Below are 21,615 nucleotides of genomic sequence, written 5' to 3' on the forward strand. Positions count from 1 at the left end.
CTAGTTATTTGTCCCTGTATCAATTTTCTTTGCTTGTTCTAAAAAAGAAATTCTGGCGGACAAACGCTCAGTGACACTTCGTAGCTCACTCACACTATGACTAAATTCAGCTACCTCGATAGGTTTAACCGCAATTGAATCGCTCTGGGTTAAACGTTCTCCAAGTTCAACAGAACCTTGTTCGATTTGTGCTTTAGCCGAATCAAACAAGGTTCTCATGCTGGTAAATGTTTGGTGGGCAGCTACATCGCCGGTATATTGGGAGAGGTGTTCTTCCCAGTCAATATCCAAATCTTTGAGTAATGCACTAAAGGTTTGCGCCACATAAATGTCGCCAATCAAATTTAGCTGCTTTTTCTGGATCAACTGGGTGAGCTTACTGCTATCTCTGAGTTTAGGTAAGGTCTCTAAATTTAATTCAATCAAACAATCTACTAGTTCAGGTAGAGGCTCTACATCATGGTCTGAAGTGACAACAGCGCGAACATCAATCTGCTCAGAAAAAGTGAATAAAAGTGGCCACGGCAACTCTCTAATTGTCACTTGTAATGATTTTCCTGATAATTTTTTCAAGCGTTGTTGGCTATCATCGTCGAGCTTAAGCAGTTGATTCATCGCCAGTTCGATTCCTGAGGTAACTAATTGGGCAAAGATCATATTAAAATTTGAAACCTCTATGCAATGCGACTATGCCGCCAGTTAAATTTTGATAAGTCGTTTGCTCAAACCCAGCAGAGTCCATCATAGTCTTCAGTACTTCTTGCTCTGGGTGCATACGGATAGACTCAGCCAAATATTGATAACTGTTTGCATCGTTGGCCACAAGTTGGCCGATTTTAGGCAACAAATGAAATGAATACGTATCGTAGGCTTTATTCAATATCTCGTTTGTGGGTTTAGAAAATTCTAAAACAAGTAAACGGCCACCAGGCTTTAATACGCGGTACATCGAAGCCAAGGCTTTGTCTTTATCAGTTACATTTCTTAGCCCAAAGGCAATAGTGATAATATCAAAGCTGTTATCAGGAAAGGGTAATGCTTCGGCATTAGCTTGTACGTATTCTACATTACCCACTATGCCTTTATCACGCAATTTATCACGGCCTACTTTAAGCATGGCATCATTGATATCGGCCAGTATTACTTTGCCTGATTCACCAACAATACGCGAAAACTTAGCCGTTAAATCGCCGGTACCACCGGCCAAGTCGAGTACTTTATGCCCTGTACGGACACCACTGCAATCGATGGTGTAACGCTTCCACAAACGATGCACACCCAACGACATCACATCATTCATGATATCGTATTTTGCAGCGACTGATTGGAATACCTCTTTTACCATATTCACTTTTTGGCTGGTATCGACTTGTTTAAAACCAAAGTGTGTCGTTTGTTCTGATGTTGATGTCGATGCTGGGGTATCAGTTGCTTCAGGGGCGCTCATGAGAAATCCTAGGTAGTGATATTAAAGGTAGTTTACCGAATAAAAGCGCACGCCAACAGATAAGAATGATGGGATAGCCACCACTGAGTCATTGGGAGGTGTTTCGCTAAAAATGATATGGAGTGAAAGCAGTGACGCATGTGAAAATGACTATTGATAGTTATCACCCACACTTTTCGAAATTATCATGCTCAATTCCTGCAACGAGCGGCCGCTTTGTTGTTGCAACTCATTGAAACTATCTTGAATGGCCGTCAGGCTACGTTTCGATCTTGCGGAGCCAGAAATAATATCTCGCTGAGTAAAATAAGCGACTACGTCACTGCTAAGTAAGAAAGTATCCTTACCTATCATCCGCAAGCTATAAGGTCCAGTATTGCCGCCAAGTCTTGCTCCGTGTTTCTTTAAATAAGCCCACAGGCCAATAATATCCTCGTTGGGCCAATCAGCGACAAATTTAGCAAAACTTCCATGCTCGCGAGCTACGGAATCAATCATTACAGCATTATCACGAATGGTTCTAACTTTATTATAATTGCGAATTATACTTGGGTCGGTTGCTTTTTTTTCTAGCATTTCATCAGGAACTAAGAGAATTTTTTCGATATTAAAGCCAAAAAATACACGTTCAAAATCGGGCCATTTATTTCTTACAACACGCCACACAAATCCAGATTGAAAAACTTTTTTGCTAAACTCAGCTAAAAACCTGTCATCTCCAACTTTGCTTAGTAATGTGTTTGACAAAGGTTTATTCAAGCCAGTGGCTAAAGCTTGTGGGCCGCCTTTTCGCTCACAAGCTCGCTGATAAATGGCAGCATATCTTTCAAGGTTCTGCATATGTGTTTACTCTAAATAATTGCACTCTCAGCAAAGCTGTCGAATACCAAACCCAATCAGCATATAAGTAATGCAAAATTGGGATGAGGGATCAAAACAATGCTTAGCAGAATAATTGATAACGAGTAATCTAAGCTGAAATACCTGAATGGCGTAGTAACGCATCGACTTCTGGTTCGCGTCCTCTAAATGCCACAAACAATTCCATAGGCTCTTTACTTCCGCCCATCTCTAAAATGTTAGTCAGAAAATCTTGGCCAGTTTGTTGATTAAAAATTCCTTCTTCTTCAAAACGACTAAATGCATCAGATGATAGTACTTCCGCCCATTTATAACTGTAATAACCTGCAGCATAGCCACCTGCAAAAATATGCCCAAAGCTATTTTGGAAGCGGTTAAAACTCGGTGGAATAAGCACTGATACTTCTTCTCGCACTTTGTCTAGCCAATGTTGTACATTAGTTTGCCCTGCAACAAAATTTTCGTGCAGACTAAAATCAAAGAGGCTGAATTCTAACTGCCTAAGCATTTGCATAGCTGATTGAAAATTACGTGCTGCCAACATATTATCCAATAACGTTTGGGGCAGTGCTTCACCTGTTTCGAAATGCCCAGAAATAAAGCTTAAGGCTTCTGGTTGCCAGCACCAATTTTCTAAAAATTGGCTCGGTAACTCCACTGCATCCCAGGGTACACCGTTGATACCAGACACCCCAGCTACATTTATTTTGGTTAGCATATGGTGAATGCCGTGACCAAATTCGTGGAATAAAGTGACCACTTCATCGTGAGTAAATAGTGCAGATTTGTCACCTATTGGGCCACTAAAGTTGCAGGTCAGGTATGCAACAGGATATTGCTGACTACCATCTATTTTTTGTCTGCGCACTCGACACTCATCCATCCAAGCACCACCACGTTTCTTCTCGCGAGCATATAAGTCTAGATAAAAACTGCCACGAAGCTCGCCAGCTTGGTCATGAATATCATAAAAGCGTACATTTTTATGCCATGTATCAATATCGTCACGAACACTGATAGTTAAGTTATACAAGCGCGATACTACTTCAAATAGACCTTTTACTACCTTGTTTTCAGGAAAAAATGGACGTAGTTGTTCATCAGAAATTTTATAGGTTTGTTCTTTTAGTTTTTCACTGTAATAAGCAAAATCCCATGCTTGCAATTCATCTGCTTGATAATGTTCGTTGGCATAAGCTGTCAGCGTATCGATGTCTTTTTGTGCTTGGGGTTTAGAACGTTTGGCTAAATCTTGCAAGAAACCATTTACTTGTTCACCGGTATTCGCCATTTTGCTGGCAAGAGAATATTCTGCAAAATGTGTAAAACCTAATAACTGTGCTAATTCTTGACGCAAACTCAAAGTTTCTTCAATGATATCAGTATTGTTCCACTTACCCGCATTTGGCCCTTGGTCAGAAGCCCTTGAAGTATAAGCTCGATACATTTGTTCACGTAATGTGCTGCTGTCAGCGTAAGTCATAACGGGTAGATAACTTGGAATATCCAAAGTGAACAACCAGCCTTCTAAATCTTTGCTTTCTGCGAGCTGCTTGGCTGCATCCAAGGTGGATCCTGGTAAACCTGCCAATTCAGTTTGATCGGTAATATGTTTCTGCCAGCCTAGGGTGGCATCCATAACATTGTTGCTAAAAGTTGAACCTAAGTCTGATAAGCGACTTTTAACCTCTGCATAACGAGCCTTTTTTTCATCGTCTAAAGCTACACCAGAGAGTTTGAAATCACGAATTGCGTGAGTGATGACTTTTTTTTGTGCCTCTGATAAGTCTGTAAACTCACTACTTGATTCAATTTTGCAATAAGCATTATATAAGTCAGTGTTCTGACCCACCCAGGTGGCATACTCTGATAAGTTTGGTAAACAAGCATCATGCGCTTCACGTAATGCATCATTACTCACCACGGAGTTCATATGAGAAATCGGAGACCATGTGCGACTGAGTTCGTCGTCTATTTCTTCAATGGGTGCTACTAGACCATCCCAATTATAACTACCTTGATTCAACGTCTCGGTAATTTTGGTTTTACAGGCCTGAATAGCTCTTTCAATAGCAGGTTGAATATGTTCAGGTTTGATGGCCGAAAATTGCGGCAGGCTAGATAAGTCATTTAGTGGGTTAGTCATAAAGTAGTCTTTTCTCCTAAGTCATATAATGAAGTTGGGTTACATTGACTAAATCACAATAGGTGACCGACGGTTGTAACCGATAATTTTAATAACAATGCAATTTAATCATGGCCGCTAGGTTCTTTTTACATTTACAACACGTATCGATTGAATAGATTGCATCGATTGAAAAATTACGGTGTTATTTTTGTATGATAAGCACTATCTTTAACCCATTATTTTAATTAGGCAGACTTATGGCAGATTTTGATTATATATGTATAGGCGGTGGAAGCGGCGGTATTGCATCTGCAAATCGCGCAGCTAAACATGGTAAAAAAGTAGCGTTGGTAGAAGCAAATGCAATTGGTGGTACTTGTGTCAATGTAGGTTGTGTACCCAAAAAAGTGATGTGGTTTGGCGCACACGTTGCTGAGGCAATTAATCTTTATGCCGCTGATTATGGATTTGATGTCACATTAAATAAGTTTAATTGGCAAACATTAGTAGATAGCCGTGAAGCTTACATCAAACGTATTCACGCTAGTTATAGTAGTGGTTTTGAAAAAAATGGTGTAACCCTAATTAAAGGTTTTGCGAATTTTGTGGATAAGAACACTATCGAAGTGAACGGTAAACAGTACACGGCTGATCACATTCTTATCGCTACAGGCGGTCGTCCTATTAAGCCCAACGTTCCTGGTGCAGAATTCGGTATTGACTCCGATGGTTTCTTCGGTCTAAGTGAACAACCTAAACGTGCTGTTGTGGTTGGAGCTGGATATATAGCTGTAGAACTTGCTGGCGTAATGCACGCTCTGGGTACAAAAACTGATTTGGTAGTTCGTAAACATGCTCCACTACGTACTTTTGACACTATGATATCTGAAACATTGGTAGAGCTGATGGCCCAAGATGGTCCTACGTTGCATACTCACGCTGCACCGACCCAGGTGATTAAAAATGCTGATGGTTCGTTAACTATTGATTTTGACAATGGTGAGTCAATCGAGACCGATTGTGTGGTTTGGGCGATCGGCCGTAAGCCATCAAACGATAAGATTGGCTTGGAGAACACAGGTGTTGAACTAAACGAAGGCGGTTATGTTAAGGTCGATAAATTCCAAAACAGTAATATCGATGGCATTTATGCAGTGGGTGACAACATTGGTTACGTTGAACTTACCCCAGTAGCAGTGAAATCAGGACGTCTACTATCTGAACGTTTATTTAATGGTCAAACCGACGCTCATATGGACTACAGTTTGATCCCTACCGTTGTATTCAGTCATCCGCCTATCGGTACAATTGGGTTAAGTGAAATAGAGGCTATTAAGGAATACGGTGAAGATAATATCACGGTATACAGTTCTGGTTTTGCTGCAATGTACACCGCCGTTACTAGACATCGTCAAATGACACGTATGAAGTTGATTTGTGCAGGAGTTGAAGAAAAAGTAGTAGGTTTACACGGTATTGGCGCAGGCATGGATGAGATACTCCAAGGCTTTGGCGTAGCAATGAAAATGGGAGCAACTAAAGCTGATTTTGATTCTTGTGTGGCAATTCACCCTACTTCTAGCGAGGAGTTTGTTACGCTTAATTAGATTGTCTGAAAAGTGACTGTCAATCAATAATAATTCTGGAAACCGAGTATTGTTTTGATAGGTGAGCATTTTGAACCTGATGTTACTGCTTTTATAGCTTCATCAGGTTTTTTTATGTGTTTTTTAAATCAAAATCACTGAAGATTGCTCAGTATCAACCCGTTTTACTATCTGCAAGCAGCGATAAATCCAGCCCGCAAAAAATTATTATATTAAGCTTAATAATCGAATTCCAAAAGTAGCCTACTGAACTCTCCGATAAGTTGCGGACCACAAAAATATAGTTTGAAAAAATATACATCAACTATGTATTGAATAATTTAAATTCTAAATATACTTAACTGTGGCTCTCAAGGAGTTTTAACGTCGACAAAAACGTACAAGTTGAGATAACAATTAAAAGCTTCTAAAATCACTGACATCTCATTTTTTATATACAAACTGAGTAGTGATATCTTCCTACGTTCTCTAACTTAATAGAGAGATCACCTCACTTCACCTGCGGCTTTTACCATTACACCTATGATAAGAGTGTTTTTTTGTAGATATCATTGAGGCTTTTGACATAAAGTTAGTAATAGACATTTAAGTGACTATGTTTCTTAACATAAATAGCATTAACAAATTAATTGTGAAAACAATTAAATAAGGTAAAGAAATGATTTCAAAGACACATCTTATTATTTTGATAATGGCAGCCTTTAGTATATTGGGCGGCTGTGGGCAAAAAGTATCGTCTGAAAAAGTAGAGGTTATCCGACCTGCTAAATTAATTGAAGTTACTGCGTCTTCAAACATAAAGTACTTTAACTTCCCTGCTGTTGTTGAGGCTTTGAGTTCGAAAGAATTAACCTTTCAAGTGTCAGGGCAAATTGAAAAACTTAATGTGCGAGAAGGCTCAGAGGTTAAACAAGGTGACGTTTTAGGGACCTTAGTGCAGCGAGATTTCAAAAACAGATTACAAACTGCTCAGACACAATTTAATGTTGCAAAGTTAGATTTTGAGCGTGCAGAACGGCTAATTGTAGAAAATGCTATAGCTCAGAACGTGTATGACCAACGCCTAACTCAGCTAAACGTCACCACTGCTCAGTTGGACACAGCTAATAAAGCAATGGAAGACACTGTTTTATTGTCGCCGTTTGACGGCGTGGTAGCAGTCAAACATTCAGAAGAGCTGGATACTGTGAGTCCATCTCAGGCGGTGTTCACTATTCAGACTGAAGGTGCTGCCGAGGCACTGGTCAAGGTTCCTGCTAGTTTAGTTACTCACTCAAAACAAATCGTACCTATTGAGTCTCACGTTGTGCTTGATTCTGCGACTCAATATGAGATGAAGGCACGATTTGTGGCCATATCCACGCTGGCAGATGAGCGTTCACAAACTTTTGATGTGCGTTTTGGTTTCACTCCCCCTGAGAAGCTCACTATTTTACCGGGTATGACAGGTGTTGTTCACTCAACTTTTAGACTGTCTACAGATGCCAAAAGTGTAGGTCAAATTGCCATTCCTTTAAGCGCAGTATTATCTGACAGTGATGGCCAATTTGTATGGAAAGTCGATACTCAAACCATGACAGTTGCCAGGCAAAATATTCAAGTTGGGGCAGGAGTAGGTGAAACGCTAACGATTGACTCAGGTTTGGTTGCAGGAGATACCATTGTTGGGGCGGGAGCTTCGTATTTGAACGAAGGCATGAAAATCCGTCGTTTAGAAAACTAATCAAGCTTCTAGTCTAAACCAATAGGAATTATCTTTATGAATCCAGGAATTTTTGCGATGAAGAATCGTCTGATAACAATGATTGTTATTCTTGCATCGCTGGTGGGTGGGTGGAATGCCTACAAAAACATGTCACGTTTTGAAGACCCAGAGTTCACTATTAGGACGGCGGTTATTATCACTCAATATCCAGGTGCTACACCTACAGAAGTGGCAAATGAGATCACCGAACCACTAGAGTCTGCGATACAACAAATGCAAGAAGTGGAAAGTTTGAAGTCCACGTCATCTGCGGGTTTATCTAGAATTAATGTTGAAATAAAATACGAATTTTCACCCTCCAAGGCGGCATTGCAGGCTATCTGGTCAAAACTTCGCAATAAAGTGAATGATGCGCAATCTTCATTGCCACCAGGTGCTATTGCATCGATCGTAAACGACGATTTTGGTGATGTTTATGGTGTGTATTTTCTTTTAACAGGTGATGGTTATACCTACAAAGAACTTGAAGATTATGCCAAAAAATTACGCACAGATGTATTAAGCGTCGAGGGTGTGGCAAAAGTATCGTTATCAGGCCTGCAAAAAGAGGCAATATACGTTGAAGTGTCTCGCGAACGAGCAGCCGCTTTAGGTCAATCAATTAATAATATCTACCAGCAGCTTGAAAAACAAAATGCGGTCAGTCCAGCGGGTAATGTTCTGGCTGGAAATCGTCGTTTGATCATTCAGCCTTCAGGCTCAATTGATTCAGTGGAAGAAATTAAAAGCATGGTGGTGGCTACAGATAATGAGGGCACACTTGTTTATTTAAGAGATATCGCCACTGTTGAAAGAGCTTATAAAACACCACTTACTGACGAGATTCGCTACAACGGTGAGCCTGCTATAGGGTTTGGTATTTCTAATGTCACAGGCGCTAATGTGGTGAAAATGGGCAATGCAATTGATACAAAAATTACCAGCGTTGAAAATCAACGGCCCATTGGAATAGAAATCCATGAGTACTATCACCAAGGTAAAATTACTGATGACGCAGTACAAAGCTTTGTATTAAACGTTGTTGCTGCACTTGCCATAGTACTTGTTACCTTGTTTTTCTTCATGGGAATAAAATCGTCCATTATTATTGGAGCGACTTTGATCATTACTATCGCCGCAACACTTGCCACTATGTATCTATTAAACATTCCCATGCATCGCATTTCATTAGGCGCATTGATCATCGCACTAGGTATGTTAGTGGATAACGCCATTGTGGTAACAGATGGCATACTCGTTGGTACACAACGCGGTGAGAGAAAGCTCGATATCGTTAAGAAAATTATTAGTCGATCAATTTGGCCTTTATTGGGCGGTACACTAGTAGGAATACTCGCTTTTGCACCTATTGGTTTAGCCCCTGGTTCTACTGCGGAATATACGGGGCATCTATTTTGGGTGGTGATGATTTCACTTATGTACAGTTGGATATTCGCCATTACAGTTGTGCCTTTTCTCGCTGATCTTATGTTCAAAGAAGTCCCTGCAACCACACAGGAACCGAAAGACGGCAAATTCATGGCCACTTACAAAGACTTCATGCGTAGAGTCTTAAAAATACGTTGGGTGCCTATTGGCTTAACTATGATTTTGTTTGTGGTTTCTGTGTGGGGTTTTCAATTTGTGAAGTCTGGCTTTTTTCCAACCTCTACCACGCCGCAAGTAGTAGTAGATTATTGGTTGCCTGAAGGCACTGACATAACTCAGACCAAAGCCGACATGTTAAAAATTGAAGCTGAGCTTCTCACTTATTCAGGTATTGAAAATGTTCAAACGCTGATAGGTAAGGGAACGTTGCGTTACATGTTGGTATACGCTGCAGAAAGTGGAAACTCTGCTTATGGACAATTTTTATTGAAAGTCAATAATTACGATGACATCCCAGATATTATTCCTAAAATTCAGGCGTATTTAGATTCAGGTTACCCAAATGCACAAGCTAAGGTGTGGCAATTTGAATTAGGGCCAGGTGGCGGTTCAAAAATCGAAGCTGAATTCAGTGGACCTGATCCAGCTGTATTGAGGCGCTTAGCTGATGAAGCAAAAGCTATTATGACTGCAGACGGAGGTGCAATATCGATTAAAGACGATTGGCGACAGCCTGTTAGCATTATTCAGCCTGTTTATTCTTCAAACAAAGGACGCCGTTTAGGCATATCACGTGAAGATCTTTCAAGATCATTGTTAACCAATTTTTCAGGTCGAACTGTGGGTGTTTATCGGGAAGGCGATACACTTATTCCAATCATTGCTCGTGCGCCAGAATCAGAACGTTTAGATGCAGAATCAATTGGTCAAATACAAATTATCAGTCCGGTGACAGGTGCTGCAGTGCCTTTAGAACAAGTGGTAGACAGTATTAATATGGCTTGGCGCAATTCTCTATTATTAAGAGAAGATAGAGTTTGGAAAATCAAAGCACAGTCTGACCCTGTTGCTGGAGATCTAGCATCTGATCTTCAGGGTCGTGTACGTCCACAAATTAATGCGATTGAATTACCACCTGGCGTAAAACTTGAGTGGGGTGGTGAGCTGGGTAACAGTACTGAAGCCAAAGGAGATTTAGCTAGTACTATCCCTATGGGTCTATTGGCGATGGTCTTAGTTGTGGTGATTTTATTTAACGGATTAAGACAACCACTAGTCATTTGGTTAGTTGTGCCACTTGCATTGATTGGTGTTGTGTTGGGACTTGTAGTAACAGGCACACCGATGGAGTTTATGGCTATCCTTGGGCTTCTTTCCTTGTCTGGGTTATTAATAAAGAATGCTATCGTACTAGTTGATCAAATGGATATCGAAATAGCTGATGGCAAAGCACGATTTGATGCCGTTGTGGACTCAGCTGCAAGCAGAGTCCGCCCGGTTATGATGGGAGCGCTGACAACCGTACTGGGCGTTATTCCTCTATTTGGCGATGCATTCTTCAAGTCTATGGCGGTGGTATTGGTTTTTGGTTTGACCTTCGCCACAGTGCTGACTTTGATTGTTGTGCCTGCTCTTTATGTCGTGATCTTTAAAATTAAAAATTCTGAAAGTGAGGTGGCATGATGTCATTTACAACAACGCTATCAACAAAAAAGATGCTAGCTAATAAACTTTTTAAAAGAACTGTCATCGCAATGTGTATTGTCACTTTGGCAAGTGGCTGTGCAACGAGTAGTTTAAATCGAGTGGAAGATGCAAAAGCAGCCACTGCTGCAAATTTACCCGATTTACCCAGTCAGTGGGCTTCAATACAACAACGTATTGGTGATGTGAAAGTCAGCTGGTTAGAGAAGTTAAATGATCCAGCTTTGACTTTACTTGTTTTAGAAGCGCAAAAAAATAATCGTAATTTACAAGTCATGTCGGCTAGTGTTGACGGCGCTAGGGCCCTCGCCAACCAAGCCGCTTCTTCTTTATCTCCTCAATTGACAAGTGTTGGGAATACATCTGCTGGAGGAGTGGAAGGAAGTGGCAGCAATAACTTTAATTTAGGCCTGCAAGCAAGCTGGGAAGCGGATCTTTGGGGCCGCATTCGTTCTGGCAACCTTGCAGCTCAAGAAAATGTAGTCGCTGCGGAAGCCGAATATAAGTTTGCACAATATTCATTAGCAGCCAATGTTGCTAAGACCTACTTTGTTGCGATTGAAGCCAACAAGCAACTTGAAATAGCACAAAAAAGTGTTGATACGGTGGTGGAAACTAATCGAATTGTGCAGGTTCAATTCGATAATGGTTTAGCTAATCAACAAAACATATCCTTAGCCAAAGCAGATCTAGCTAGTGCACAAGATGGCCTTGTATCAAGTAAAGCAGGTCAGCGTGACGCAACTCGATCTCTTGAATTACTCTTGGGCAGATACCCAAGTGCAGAATTAGGTGTTGATCAATCGCTGCCAATTTTACCTAACTCGTTGTCTGCCGGTATACCATCACAACTCTTGGAGCGAAGACCTGACTTAGTTTCAGCTGAAAGAAAAGTTGCAGCAGCGTTTAATCGGTTAGATGCGGCTAAAGCTGCCAAGTTACCAAATTTATCTTTGAGCGGTTCACTCGGTGGTGCCTCCAGCTCGCTCAGTAATATTCTCAACCCTGCTAATTTAGCATGGCAGGCCATAGGCAGTTTAGTCACGCCCATTATTGACGGTGGACGATTGGATGCTCAAGTTGAAGCTGCAACAGCAGATCAGAAAGCCGCTGTGGCAAGTTATGCTCAGGTGGCATTGAATGCTTTCGCTGATGTTGAAAGGTCACTTGATCAAGGTTCTGTATTGAGAAAACGTGTAGCTGCGCTAACGACTGTATTGCTTGAATCAGAAAAGGCTTTAAAAATTGCCAATCTGCAATTCAATGAAGGAGAAATAAGCTTATTAGATGTGCTTATTCTACAACAGCGAGTATTTTCAGCTCGCAGTAATTTATTATCAATTAACCGCGCATCACTTACCCAGTTTGTGAACTTAAATCTTGCGCTAGGCGGAAGTTGGTAGAATGTGTAATTTAGTTTAAAGCGACATGACTAAGTGCTTTTTTAAATTTTATTTTCGATAACATTAATTAACTTTGATCGGATAGTAGTTTATGAAAACCATCGATTTACGCAGTGACACAGTGACTAAACCAGTGGCTGAGATGAAGCAGGCAATGTTTGCTGCTCAACTTGGTGACGATGTCTATGGTGAAGATCCTTCAGTCAATATGCTTGAAAAAAAAGCTGCCTTATTACTAGGCAAAGAGGACGCTATTTTTTGTTCAAGTGGCACTCAGAGTAATTTGATTGCCCTTATGGCACATTGCGATCGTGGTGATGAATACATTGTTGGTCAAGATGCCCATACTTACAAATATGAGGCTGGTGGTGCAGCAGTTCTTGGCAGCATACAACCACAACCCATTTCATTTGATGTTGATGGAACCCTCAATTTAGACACCGTCAAACGTGTTATTAAACCCGATGATAATCATTTTGCCAAGACCAAGTTACTTTGTCTTGAGAACACTATCGGCGGTAAAGTCCTACCTTTGAATTACCTTAATCAGGCAAAAGACTTAGTTGATGAATATCACCTCAGTTTTCATCTAGATGGGGCCCGGCTATTTAATGCAGTGATCTCACAGGGGGTTGATGTAAAGCAAATCACGACTGCCTTTGATTCTATTTCGATTTGTTTATCAAAAGGTCTAGGAGCCCCGATTGGTTCGGTTTTAGTAGCAAGTGCAGAGATTATTGCTAAGGCAAGACGCATTAGAAAGATGTTAGGTGGCGGAATGCGTCAAGCCGGTATGCTGGCGGCTGCAGGCATTTATGCCTTAGACAATCATCTTCATCGCCTTGACGATGATCACGATAATGCTCAGCTATTGGCACAAGGACTATCTGCCATCGAGGGCATCACTTTGCATGGTTGTGCACAAACTAATATGTTATTCCTCAGTGCACAAAAACAACCACAACTAATTGATTTTCTTGCCGCTAAAAACATCATTATCAGTAATGGTAAAGTGATACGTTTAGTGACGCACCTTGATATCAATTCAGAAGATATCGTTAAAGTAGTGACTGCCGTGGAGGAATTTTATAGCGATAATCATTAACCATTAAGAAAAGTATCTCTTTGTTCTTTTTAGTAAGAGAATAAATTTTTGATCATTAATAATATTCACTGAACTCTTAATATATTAAAAGCAGTATATTGAATCGCTAGCTATCAACATGCTCGTAGATCTCTAGGGGCAAACCATCAGGATCGTTAAAAAACGTAAATTTTTTATGAGTATATTCATCAACTCTAATAGGCTCCACATTGATGTTTTCAGCATTCAAATAAGCAGACATCGATTCAACCGAGTCGACAGAAAAAGCTAAGTGTCTCAAACCTAACGCTTCAGGAAAACTTGGTCTTGGAGGTCGATCAGGGAATGAAAAAAGCTCGATCTGATTTCCGTTGGGAAGCCTAAGATCAAGTTTGTAAGATTTTCTGAGTTCTCTGTAATTTTCAGCTACTATTTCTAGTCCTAAAATCTGTGTATAAAAATGTTTTGAGTGTTCGTAGTCAGAGCAAATTATTGCTACATGGTGAATGGATTTAAGCATCTTTGATTGGCTCCAATAAAAGCACTAGTTTGTGAACATTATGAGTAAACTCGGAAGTTATCAATAAATAGATATAATACACTTTGGGCTTTCATACATTATTAATGGCTATAGGTAGAAAAGATGTTCAGACATATTATATTGATTAAGCTTATTGCTGCAGCAACCATAAACGAGATCGATAGATTTAAGCAAAGTTTTGTTCAGAATAGGTCCTTAATTTATTGATTTATGTCAGTCTATTAGCAAACAGCTATGATAATTACTCTGCAGTTTTCTAGCTCTGAAATAGGACCTGGCTAATAACTTCATTGGGATTAAGCAGATTGTTAATTAGTCCGACAGTTTCCCTTGGTCATATTGAGATATTGTAAACGAGGTTAGAGCACGTTGTTCAGCGCAATACCTAAACCAAACCTGGTTTGTCTGTGGTCATAATCAATTAAGCTCTCGCCATAACCTGAAAAAGCGGTGGCATAACCTCTAAGTTTTCCCCATAGAGGAAAGGTAAAACCAAATTCTGCCGAACCTTTGTTAGTCGAAAGGTTTCTACGGCCACTCACACTGAATTCCAAATTATCCCATTGATAAACCAACATTAATTCAGAAGAGCCAAGGAAATCTTCGATATCTGGATTGTCATCACCTTTTGGATCAAGTTCAAATTCTTTCGCGTCTTCAGATAATCTTACCCAAGGTCGAAATGACAATGCAAAGTTATCTTTTTCATATAAAAAATTGGCATAAACTCGATTCCAACTTCTCGATAAGTTTTGCGCTCGACCATTAGATTGATGTTCTATACCCACAGTAAAACCAGTGTTGCCTCCAAAAGGATGCCAATTTAAAGGGGCTAAATAGAAAATCTCAGGTTGGTAATTGGTCTCTCTAAAAGGTTTTGATATGTTTTCGGCATAGACTTGCCACCAAGCCTGAATTGTAAAGCCAAAGTACAAGCCATCCCCCTCAATCAACATGCTGTTGTAGTTGAGAGGCACTTTAAAGCTCAATTGAAATTTGGCTTCAACATCTTCCAAGTTATCTTCATACCCATCGTAGGATGAATAAGCCTCCTTATTTATTGTATTTGTAGTCGTCAGTGGTAGGACATAATTAATTTTGTAAGGCGTAATAACATAAGGGTCAAATTCAGTTTGCCGTTCTTTAATGATCCGCTTAGATATTACGCCAAGTGCAGTGACACTTTCGGGGGTAATGCTAAGTTTGGCTATCTCAATCTCTTTTTCAGAGACGTTATCAAGATTACAACGTTCCCTTATACCAGCTAAAGTCAAATTAGCATCAGCGTTAATATAAAGCTGCATGACACACTCCACAACTTTATCTTTTGCAATCACTGATGAAGGAAAGAATATTAGTGCTAAGGCAAAAGTTAAAATGGAATGGCGCTTAAACATGCTTTTAGTCCAAAATGTAAGTTTTCAACAAACAAGAAATATTATACTAAAAATCAAAGGACTGCTTGGGCATGTTTGGCTGGAAGATTTATATCTATGTTGTAGTCAATTTTACAGACTTCCATAAGGATAGTATTCAATCATTCAGATTCTGAAAACCTGCAATAGTTAGGGTGTAATACGTGGTCAAGACTACAGAGCTGAAAGGTGTATTAACTAAATATTTGAGCAAATTTGTACTTTCTCGATGGTTTTAATATCTGACAACAAAAATTAATCGTTACGCATTTTTATCAGTATCACTGCTGCGGTGGCCAGAAGTAAAATAGCTATTGCTTCATACAGAATATTTTCAGGTGCCATATCCTTACCCTGTAAAACAATCAATCGAGCGAGGGCAGTAATTGCAATAAAAATTGGGTAAACAAACGCTGAGCGTTGGTCAGAGTAAAATACTGCCACCATGCCGACCACTTCAAGATAAAGAAACATTAACAAGATGTCGGCTAAGCTGATTGTCTGTGCAATATAAATCGCGTGAATTTCAAAGGCTACAGCTCCTAACGTCATCACAACAACAATGATCAATATTATCCGTTGGATCAGATGAAAAATAACAAGCACCAAAGATCTTTCCGTTTTTCCTGCATCAAGACCATCGCTATGCTTCATCTCATTTGTGTTTTCTTTGGAATTTTTGTCTGAAGTCATAAATAAAGTGCACTCATATATTTAAGAATAATAATAAATTAATACAATAGAATAGGGGTAAATGTCTTTTGAAGTTCATTATTAATAAAAAATACTTAATACATAAGACAAACCTATGAATAATCAGTTAATCGACTCATTAACAAGATAGTAAGCATCTGTGGAGCATCGATAAAAGCAGTATTCTGAAAACCGTCAAACGTTTGATTCACTCACCCATTAAATAGGTATTAATGAAGATAAGTGAAGTATAAGGTCAATGTAACATGTTGAGATTAGGTTGTGGTAATAGCACAAAACTTGAGAGTCGAATGTTTCCTAAATGACGTAAAAGAGGGTGGTAAAACTAATTGAATGAATAGACAAACAAGCGTCATTATTCTTGATTAAATAGGTCTAAATTTTTAAGGCAATATCGAACATGGTGATGCGTGTTTGGCAGATTCAGTGTTGTATTTATGTAAGTATTGGGCTTATAGCCTCAAAACGTGCTTTAAGAGGCACAAAGGTAGGCTTCACCTTAAGAATTCCATTTAAAGAATTCCATTTAAAGAGTTTCATTTAAAGAGTTTCATTTAAATCCCCTTTTTATTTTTGTACATCGCAGCATCTGCTGCTTGTATCATTTCCTCTGGCGTTTTTTCAGTATTATGTTGAAAATGAACTAAACCCACACTGTATTCGATTTTGTATGGCTTGTTCATCGTTGCATTCGCTTCTTCAATAGCCACCTCAAATCGTGCTAGGATTGTATTGGTATTTTCTTCATCGGAGCTGGTCATCATAGCAACAAATTCATCTCCACCGAGTCTACCAATTACATCACTATTCCTGAACGTTTCAATCATTAGTTGAGCAAACTTAACTAATACAAAATCACCCTCGTGGTGCCCATACTGATCATTAATTGCTTTAAATTTATTCAGGTCAAACAGCAAAAACGACATAGAGATTTTATTTCGTTGACACACTTTAAAACCATAATCTACAAGGTTTAAAAAACCGCGTCTATTAGAAATTAACGTCAGCGCATCAAGTGTGGCTAATTGTATCGATCTGATTTCTTGTTCAATAATTGCCCCTAAGTCTTTGAAAAGTAGCTGATCTTCCTCATCCATTTCTCTTGGTGCTTCATCAAGAAGACACAAGGTACCTATGTTCAGCCCTCCTCGTATTTTCAAGGGGTACCCCGCGTAGAAGCGGATGTTTGGCGCAGAAGTTACTAGTGGATTATCAAAAAATCGTTCGTCTTTACTCGCGTTTGGTACAATAAATAAACCATCTTGGTTGATCGCATGACCGCAGAAAGAAATATCTCTTGGCATTTCAGTCGCTTCAAAACCCTGTTTAGATTTAAACCACTGACGATCTTGGTCAATCAGACTAACGAGTGAAATAGACACACCAAAGATCCGTTTAGCCATACGAGTAACACGATCAAATCGTTCTTCATGGGTAGTATCAAGAATTTGTAACGTTTTCAAAGCATGTAATCGTTCCGACTCATTTTCTGGAGTTTCAGGTTTAATCATTTTGCTACCTTAAGCCTACAGCCGGCTTTTATTTCAGTTCAACAAGATAAAAATAGGTCAGTTTTTATTTTAATTTTCCATATTAAGAAATAGGGAAACACATTTTCATTTAAAAAACACCGAAATAGGTCATTACGTGACTTTAAATATTTATTTTCTAGCTATTTATCTATACATAAATTATTTCTAAAATCGTTTAAATAACAAGATCTAAATAATCAGTTACGATAGGTACAAATACTTAACTTCTAACCGCGAAATAACACCATCAATCCACAACCGTCTTAGATAAATAATTGAAGGTAATGGCTGCTATATAAATGAAATACTTTATGCCCTCAGATATTTTATGATGTAGTTAAACGCGGACCTGTACCTGTTATGTCCATGGCAACGTTACCTTTAAACTTTAAACTTTAAACTTTAAAGTATTGATATTTTCACTACTACAAATTGTTGCGGGATTAAAAATCTCTAAAAGAGTGAACAGGCGATACATTTCAAGCTATAACTCGTTAAAAAGTCAGACCGTCTCTTTTTAAATGACACTTAGATATCATCGGGCAGGTGAGGGCATCTAATTTATAGCGACCTCTTAGCCAAGTTTGGTCTCGCAGTAACTATAATAAATTAAGTTCTTGCCATGTTACTTAAGCTCTCAAACCCCTTTAGTTCCTCATAAGTAAAATAAGACCCAATTTAGACAATAAGCCTTCTCGTTCACTGAAAAATTAAAATTATATTAGATACTTTAGATACTATCTGTCTATACGTCGAAGATAATTTTTGCTTCATTATTAATGACGATTGTAGAAAGGATAAGGTTAATTGTGTGCGGGGTAACAACACAAGGATTGAGTTAAAGTTGTCTTTTTTTTACAACGTTTCTGGATAACGCCACTTTGTAACTATTACTTAAGCTTAGTGTTAAAAAATTAAAATGTTTGCCCGGATAAGCTTCAAAACATTCTGAAAATATTAAAATAGTATCTTCAGAATGTTTCAAATCCTGCTCGACGATAAGTAAGATATTTTGACCTTAATTTAATAGAAAAATAAATTGGGTCTTCTATCTCAGTTTATTTAACCTTGCATACTTTCTAAGGTTTTGCCCTTTGTTTCCTTAACCATTTTTATAACAAAGATCACTGATAACAATGCGCATAATGCATAAAATCCATATGCGCTGGCTAAACCGATGGTTGTCAGCATAATTGGGAAGGTCATGGTAATCGCAAAGTTGGCTATCCACTGCGCAAAGCCTGCAACCGCTAACCCTGAACCACGGATTTGGTTGGGAAACATTTCACCCAGTAATACCCACATAACCGGACCCCATGATAAGTTAAAGAAAAACACATAGGCATTGGCTGCAATCAAAGCTAACGTTCCATTTCCACCCAATATTAAGTTACCATTTTCAGCCACATCGGCATTGCCGAATACCCAAACAAGAGTAAGCAAGGTAACACTCATGCCTATTGAACCAATAATTAAAAACGGACGTCTTCCAAGTTTGTCGATTAAGCTTATGGTTATAACACAAGCAACAATACTGACAGCACCAACAATCACATTAATCATAAGTGAGTCTGATTCAGAGAAACCTACGGCTTGCCATAATACCGCACCATAATAGAACACCACATTGATACCCACTAATTGCTGGAACATGGCCAAACCTATCCCTACCCATACAATCGTTCTGACCTTTCCACCAGATACTAAGTCGGATATTTTTGGTTGATGGGTTTCTGAAGCAATAGATTGTTCAATTTCACTCAGCGTGTCGTTTGCTTGGTTAACCCCGTAGAGTTTTGTGAGAGTGTCTAATGCCTTTTGGCGCTTACCTTTCATCACTAAAAAACGCGGACTTTCTGGGATGGCAAGCAAAGACAAAAAGAAGATAACTGCTGGCACAAGCTCAATCCAAAACATCCAACGCCAAGTTTGATAGTCAAGCCAAAATACCTCTGTAGAACCACCGGCGGCCTTAGCGAGTAGATAGTTACTGATAAATGCGCAAAACAAGCCAAAGATTATTGCGATTTGCTGAATGGTAGCAAGTCTACCGCGCATTCTAGGAGGTGCGATTTCGCTTATATAGGCGGGGGCCATCACAGACGCTGCACCCACAGCAAGTCCACCAATAATACGATAGAAAATAAACTCTCCAGAAGTTGCTGCGATACCAGAACCCCAAGCACTAAATATAAAAAATACTGCAGCAATCATAAGTAACACTTTGCGGCCAAGTAAATCAGCTAATGTTCCAGCGGCAAATGCGCCGACAGCACAGCCTAATAGCATACTGGCAACATTAAACCCCTGACCAATAGATTCAGATTTAAATGCTTTTGTTAGTCCATCGACAGTGCCGTTTATAACACCACTGTCAAAGCCGAACAAAAATCCGCCTATGGTTGCTACGGTGCTGATGATAATAATAAAAAGTAGATTTTCTTTTTGAGAATGGTTGTTCATCTTTGAATTTCACTTTGTAGGGTTAGTAAAAAGCCGCAGGGAGGAATTCAGCCGCGGCTCGTTATATAAGATTAAGGAATTGATTTAGTTGTTTAGGGTTTTTTACTCAATCTTATTTTATTTTTGCTCATTTTTTCGAAGACCACATTAAAATTACTTTCTAAAGCAGCCAATAAACCACTGATATCTGATGTCTTGAAGAGTCCGGCAATTTGTAGGGCTTTAGTATCCTCATCACCGAAATCAAATTGATAGTTGGTGTACCGGGAAACTTCTTGCATTGCTTCAAGAAGACTTTCACCACGAAAAATCAGATTGCCTTGCTGCCAAGCTAAATCTGAAGCAAGCTTTCGTTCATCACTACCAATAATAGTGGTATTAGTCGATCTTAGTTTCGCCTTTTGACCTTTGCTAACCGCAAATGATTTTGGGGATAAATGCACATTTTTTAGCTTAAGTGGAGCAACATTCAGGGTGTTGATATCTGATACTAATACCTTGCCATCAGTCACAATTAATTCAACGTTTTCACTACTGAGCTCAACATTAAAGGATGTACCCACAGCTTGGATGATATTTGAGCCAGCATAGACACTTAGAGGCTTTTGTTTATTGTGAGCAACATCCACATGCATTTCCCCTCGTAATAACTCGAACACGCGCTGTTTGTCGGTATAGGTGACTTTGACAAAGCTGTTGGTATTTAATTTTATTTTGGTTTTATCTTGTAAAAAGAAAGTAGATTGTTCACCCACTTTAGTTTCATATTCACTATTAAACTGTACAACCTGCATGGTGTCTTGCCCAAAGAAAACGTCTGCATTGAGCCACAAGCCTAACGAAATTAGCGAAGCAAAAATAAAGCTCGCGGCCCATGCAAAAATAGGCGTTTTGTTATTATTGGTATGTCGAGACTTGTGAGGAAACAATTCACTAAGCTGTGACAGTGACTCCATTTTGTCCCATAATTTTACCAACTGCATAAAAGTTTTAAGATGAGTGTGCGAAGCCTGTAACCAGACCCTTAGTTCAACCTGTTCTTCATCAGATAAACCTCTGTCTAGACGAGTAATCCATAAGCTTGCCTCATCCATAGGGTCTTTGTTGATGTTAATATCGATTATATTACTCATTTCGACCCCCTTGAAAATTTGCCGCAGGTTTAGACTGACTTGGCGTAATATTCGTTTGACTGAAACCCAGCATGTAAGTTGCACATCGTTTAAATCCAACGGCAATATGTTTTTCAACCGTGCTTTGACTTAAATTCATTTCTTTAGCTATCTCTTTTTGAGAATATCCGTGCACTTTTTTTAATACAAAAACGCGTCTGCACTGAACCGGTAATTGACGAACTGCTTCGCAAAAATGCGCAAACTCTTGGTTGCTTGCGATGTTTTCAAACACCTCATCGTGGTCAAGAGTGTCAATGTCAAAATCACATTCGGCTTCTACACCATCAGCAAGTCGCGTTTCCGATTTTTTTAGATGATCGTAAGCCAAATTCCTTGCTGTTCTCATTAGAAAGGACTTAGGTTGTTCAACAGGCTCACGCTTATCCATCTGGCAGATCCGTACATATT

General features: G+C 39.3%; 16 protein-coding genes. 5 read left to right on the forward strand and 11 right to left on the reverse strand.

Going from position 1 to position 21,615, the window contains the following annotated elements; translation table 11 throughout:
* The 4 genes from QZ562_RS03875 to prlC form a co-directional block, all read right to left on the reverse strand.
* On the reverse strand, positions 1–657 hold the full coding sequence (locus QZ562_RS03875) for an SCP2 sterol-binding domain-containing protein (protein ID WP_293757099.1): 657 nt from the start codon (positions 655–657) through the stop codon (positions 1–3).
* A gap of 1 nt (position 658) precedes the next feature.
* Positions 659–1,447: a bifunctional demethylmenaquinone methyltransferase/2-methoxy-6-polyprenyl-1,4-benzoquinol methylase UbiE gene (gene ubiE, locus QZ562_RS03880; RefSeq protein ID WP_293757101.1), complete on the reverse strand. Its 789-nt coding sequence runs from the start codon at positions 1,445–1,447 to the stop codon at positions 659–661.
* Between the two features lie 150 nt (positions 1,448–1,597).
* Positions 1,598–2,287: a DNA-3-methyladenine glycosylase I gene (locus QZ562_RS03885; RefSeq protein ID WP_293757103.1), complete on the reverse strand. Its 690-nt coding sequence runs from the start codon at positions 2,285–2,287 to the stop codon at positions 1,598–1,600.
* A 130-nt stretch (positions 2,288–2,417) separates the two neighbouring features.
* Entirely contained in the window at positions 2,418–4,454 is a 2,037-nt protein-coding gene (prlC, locus tag QZ562_RS03890) for an oligopeptidase A (protein WP_293757105.1), read from the reverse strand.
* Between the two features lie 239 nt (positions 4,455–4,693).
* Between prlC and gorA the strand changes: the two genes are divergently transcribed.
* The 5 genes from gorA (at position 4,694) to ltaE (ending at position 13,388) form a co-directional block, all read left to right on the forward strand.
* A complete protein-coding gene (gene gorA, locus QZ562_RS03895) occupies positions 4,694–6,043 on the forward strand; it encodes a glutathione-disulfide reductase (RefSeq protein WP_293757107.1) in 1,350 nt (449 codons plus the stop codon).
* A gap of 658 nt (positions 6,044–6,701) precedes the next feature.
* A complete protein-coding gene (locus QZ562_RS03900) occupies positions 6,702–7,766 on the forward strand; it encodes an efflux RND transporter periplasmic adaptor subunit (RefSeq protein WP_293757109.1) in 1,065 nt (354 codons plus the stop codon).
* Between the two features lie 36 nt (positions 7,767–7,802).
* Entirely contained in the window at positions 7,803–10,859 is a 3,057-nt protein-coding gene (locus QZ562_RS03905; protein ID WP_293757111.1) for an efflux RND transporter permease subunit, read from the forward strand.
* On the forward strand, positions 10,859–12,283 hold the full coding sequence (locus QZ562_RS03910; RefSeq protein WP_293757113.1) for an efflux transporter outer membrane subunit: 1,425 nt from the start codon (positions 10,859–10,861) through the stop codon (positions 12,281–12,283). Before QZ562_RS03905 ends, QZ562_RS03910 begins: the two co-directional genes overlap by 1 nt.
* A gap of 91 nt (positions 12,284–12,374) precedes the next feature.
* Positions 12,375–13,388, forward strand: coding sequence for a low-specificity L-threonine aldolase (gene ltaE / locus QZ562_RS03915; RefSeq protein WP_293757115.1), 1,014 nt, complete (start codon positions 12,375–12,377; stop codon positions 13,386–13,388).
* Between the two features lie 106 nt (positions 13,389–13,494).
* Here the strand turns inward: ltaE and QZ562_RS03920 are convergent, their stop codons facing one another.
* The 7 genes from QZ562_RS03920 to QZ562_RS03950 all read right to left on the reverse strand — a co-directional run.
* Positions 13,495–13,887: a VOC family protein gene (locus tag QZ562_RS03920; protein ID WP_293757117.1), complete on the reverse strand. Its 393-nt coding sequence runs from the start codon at positions 13,885–13,887 to the stop codon at positions 13,495–13,497.
* 380 nt (positions 13,888–14,267) lie between these two features.
* Positions 14,268–15,305, reverse strand: coding sequence for a phospholipase A (locus QZ562_RS03925; RefSeq protein WP_293757119.1), 1,038 nt, complete (start codon positions 15,303–15,305; stop codon positions 14,268–14,270).
* Between the two features lie 273 nt (positions 15,306–15,578).
* Positions 15,579–16,016, reverse strand: coding sequence for a phosphate-starvation-inducible PsiE family protein (locus QZ562_RS03930; RefSeq protein ID WP_293757121.1), 438 nt, complete (start codon positions 16,014–16,016; stop codon positions 15,579–15,581).
* 575 nt (positions 16,017–16,591) lie between these two features.
* Positions 16,592–17,548, reverse strand: a complete 957-nt coding sequence (locus tag QZ562_RS03935; protein WP_293757123.1) for a sensor domain-containing diguanylate cyclase — start codon at positions 17,546–17,548, stop codon at positions 16,592–16,594.
* Between the two features lie 1,083 nt (positions 17,549–18,631).
* Complete coding sequence (locus tag QZ562_RS03940; RefSeq protein ID WP_293757124.1) at positions 18,632–20,032, reverse strand: sugar porter family MFS transporter; 1,401 nt, start codon at positions 20,030–20,032, stop codon at positions 18,632–18,634.
* 92 nt (positions 20,033–20,124) lie between these two features.
* Entirely contained in the window at positions 20,125–21,165 is a 1,041-nt protein-coding gene (locus tag QZ562_RS03945; RefSeq protein WP_293757126.1) for a FecR domain-containing protein, read from the reverse strand.
* Positions 21,158–21,615: RNA polymerase sigma factor (locus QZ562_RS03950; RefSeq protein WP_293757128.1), on the reverse strand; the 458-nt coding region annotated here is incomplete at its 5' end. The genes QZ562_RS03950 and QZ562_RS03945, both read right to left, overlap by 8 nt.

It is taken from the genome of uncultured Paraglaciecola sp. (assembly GCF_913058035.1).
In the GTDB taxonomy this organism is placed as follows: domain Bacteria; phylum Pseudomonadota; class Gammaproteobacteria; order Enterobacterales; family Alteromonadaceae; genus Paraglaciecola.